This window comes from Massilimicrobiota sp. An80, from assembly GCF_002159255.1.
Taxonomy (GTDB): Bacteria; Bacillota_I; Bacilli_A; order Erysipelotrichales; family Coprobacillaceae; genus Allocoprobacillus; species Allocoprobacillus merdigallinarum.
This window is the reverse complement of sequence record NZ_NFHI01000110.1, coordinates 1-1,125: the sequence shown is the minus strand read 5'-3', so window position 1 is coordinate 1,125 and position 1,125 is coordinate 1. Positions and strand designations below refer to the sequence as shown.

The 1,125-nt window shown below is 32.4% G+C and carries 2 protein-coding genes; both read left to right on the top strand.

Features of this window, described 5'->3' with window-relative positions; translation table 11 throughout:
• Positions 1-108 precede the first annotated feature (108 nt).
• Positions 109-723, top strand: a complete 615-nt coding sequence (locus B5G32_RS13535) for a PTS system mannose/fructose/sorbose family transporter subunit IID (RefSeq protein WP_087936963.1) — start codon at positions 109-111, stop codon at positions 721-723.
• Between the two features lie 13 nt (positions 724-736).
• A partial coding sequence (locus B5G32_RS13530) for an SIS domain-containing protein (RefSeq protein ID WP_143746670.1) occupies positions 737-1,125 on the top strand: 389 nt, incomplete at its 3' end.

Here is a 1,125-nt window from a genome sequence, read left to right as displayed (position 1 = left end):
TACTTTTCATAGTGACCTCCTATTGTCGTTATAGTAACGATTCTATAATTTGTTTTTCAATCTAATTATGAATCTAAATCCACGTTTTGACAACTAGGAGGTCACTTCATATTATCTCATGTTTCTACTTTCGTAGGTAGTATTACACTTGCTATGGAAGAAATGAATGCAAATCAAGATGATTTTGATGAATCTTCAATTAATGCAGTTAAAGCAGCATTAATGGGACCTTTAAGTGGTATTGGTGATTCTTTATTGTTAGGAACATTAAGGGTTTTAGCTGTAGGAATAGGAACATCTTTAGCATTACAAGGGAATATTCTAGGACCAATTCTATTCTTATTAATTTTCAATGTTCCAGCGTTTATTTTAAGATATGTATGTGCCATGAAAGGTTATGAATTAGGAGCTACTTATTTAGAAAAAATTCAAAAATCTGGATTAATGCAAAAATTTATGTTAGCGGCTGCTATTTTAGGAGTTATGGTTATTGGTGGTATGACAAATGAATTGGTTTCTGTAACGACACCTTTAGCAATTGGTAGTGGAGATACAGCAACACAAATTCAAAGTATTTTAGATGGAATTATGCCTGGAATGTTAGGATTAGCAGTTACTGGTATCTATTATAAATTGCTTGGAAAAAATGTGAATGTTATGTGGATTATTATTGGAACAGCAATATTAGGTATTGTTTGTGCACAATTTGGTATTTTAGGATAAAGGAGAGACAAAAATGTTAAATTTCGATGAAAATAGAGTAAGAACAGAACATCAAAATGGTGTCAATTTAATTCCAGAAGTGGAAAAGATTGTAGATAAGATCTGTGAAGATGGTTATTCTAATATCTTCCTATTTGGTATTGGAGGGACATTATTGTATGCAGGACAAATCATGCATACGGCTAAGCAATTAGGATGTAACCTTCCTTTATATCTTGAAAATGCAACTGATTTCTTATATGAAGGTAATGCTAAATTTGATAAGGATTCAGTCGTAGTGATTGCTTCTCTATCAGGAAATACAATTGAGATTGAACAAGCTATTGATAAGGCTCATGAAGTCGGAGCGAGAGTCATTGGCTATGTGGAAGTTCTAGATTCACCATTAGCCAAAAAAGTAGA